Source organism: Pseudomonas sp. 22085, assembly GCF_052045815.1.
In the GTDB taxonomy this organism is placed as follows: Bacteria; Pseudomonadota; Gammaproteobacteria; order Pseudomonadales; family Pseudomonadaceae; genus Aquipseudomonas; species Aquipseudomonas glycinae.
Genome location: NZ_JBQEQA010000019.1, coordinates 123,054 through 125,172, shown reverse-complemented (window position 1 = coordinate 125,172; position 2,119 = coordinate 123,054). Strand labels below are relative to the sequence as shown.

Annotated in this window: 1 pseudogene; it reads right to left on the bottom strand. The window is 59.3% G+C overall.

Features of this window, described 5'->3' with window-relative positions:
- Nucleotides 1-2,119 (bottom strand): annotated as a pseudogene (locus ACTJK7_RS22390) (hypothetical protein); the annotation flags it as partial.

Sequence of the window (2,119 nt, the reverse complement as noted above, 5' to 3'; positions counted from 1 at the left end):
CACCTTGCCCAACGACTTCGCACTCGCACCGCTGCCATCCCACAACTCACCCTGCTGGCCAAGGCTCAGCTTGCCGCTGATCACCAACGTGGGCGCGATGGTCGATCCTCCGATCGCAACGGCCGCACCGGTGGCGGTGTTTTCGTTCACACGGGTAATGGTCGGATCAATAACCGCCGTCACATTGAAGGTCCGCGGTGTCGACGATTGTCCGGAGCCGTACAAGGCTTTGGCCGAGAAACTGTGTCCTGTCAGGGACATGTCGGTAATCGTCAGCGTCCAGATGCCGGTCACTAGATCGGCAGTGGACTGGCCTTTGGGTGTCGTGCCATCAAACACCTCGACCCTCTGCCCCTTGGCGGCGCTGCCTTCGAACGTCGCGCTGGTTTCGACGGTGGTTTCACCTTCGCGGATTTCCTCATTGCTTTGAAAGCCCTTGGCCGAGGTGATTTGCGGCTTGTCATCCGCCGCCGTCCCTACGACAAACTCCAACGGATTCGAATAGCTGGTCTTGCCCGTCGCATCCCGAACAATGTGGTAGCGGATACTCAACCGTTTATCGCGACGGGCCTCAAAATGCTGCTGCACAAACGCCGCGTTGAGGGGAAATTTCACGTCTTTACCAGCGCTCAATGAATTGAGAGTCTTTTCGTCCTCGAACAGCAACTTGTCCTGGACATCACGCAGTTGCCAGAACACCACATCTTTGGCTTTGGTGGGATTGTTGACCGGGTTGGGGCAGGTGACTTCGCTGATGCCGTTGGGCAAATCCTTGGGTTCCAGCGCGCCGTCCTTTTCGCCCAGGAGTATTGGCTTGACCAGCTCAAGCTTCGGCTCACCGATGTTCAACGGCGAGGCTGGCGCAGAAGGCCGGCGAACGATTTCGCCGTTCTCGCCTTCGCTGAGCACGTCGTACGACACCACCAGGGTGCCGCCTTCGCCGGGTTTCAGGTACTCGGGGCCTGAAATGATGACGATGAACCCCTCAGGGTCATCGGCCTCCTGCTGGGTCGGAAAGATCCAGGCCAGCTCTGGCTCGAAAACGGTGCCGTCCGCAAGGGTAATGCTCCAGTGGATTTCAATGGCGTTTTCCGGGGTGATCAGCGGATCGTAGGGGATGCGGACGATCACGCTCGGCAAGTCGGGATCAAGCGCACCGCTCACGGCGCTTTCGACGACGGGGGCTGCCAGGCGTGTGGGTTCGCCGAGCATGTTGATGAAGCGGCCTCTGGAGCGCTGAATGATGCTGCCGCCACGTTCCAGGTCGAAGAAAAACACCCCCTGGGTTTTTGCCAGTGCCCGGGCACCGTCGTTGTCCATCAGCACATCGACCACCAGCGGTGGTCTTTTGTTGATGGTCTGGCGGGCTTCGACCTGGATGCGTTCGCCGTCGAGGGTGGTGCCTTGCAAGCGCATGATGATGGTGTCGCCCTGGTTGAAATCGACGGGTGAGGCAGCAAAGACCTGGAGCTTTAATTGCTCTTTACCCAACTGGTCGAGATCGAGTTCGTTCCCGTCAGCCTGCTCAAGAATCGGCGCCTCCAGCCGCGAGTTGCCGGTGTCGACGACGATGCGGGTTTCCTTGCACCAGTCTTCGGAATCGTTGTCTGCAAAATCTCTGACGAAGAATGACACCGCCAGCCCTTCGTTCCCGGAGTCACCCGCCGCGAGGATGACGTCCTTGCCGATGTGGATCACGATAGGGTTCTTCAGTGGATCATTGATTTGCTCTTGAGTAACCGGATCCGACGGCACCATGTTGCCGCCCCAGCTCACCCAGATCACGTCGCCGACGGTGATGTCGGGGTAGGGCAGGCTGGAGCCGCTGCCGGGTTTGGCAGTTATCCGGATGTCCACGCCATTTTCGGCGGTGTCCTTGTCGATACCGTCCTGGACAATTTCCGGCGGACTGAACGCCATGTGCAGGTTGGAATGCCCCTGTCCGGGATCGGTGTCCTGGCCGGCGGGGATTTCCAGTTTGACCACGAGTTTGAACGGTGGCGTAAAAAGTTCTGGTGCCTGGTTGAAGCGCGTCACCCGATAGGCCAGATCCCACGTACCGCTCTGAAAACGGCCCGGTGCGACGAACAAGGTAGCGCGCTGGGTCAGTTCGGCATCC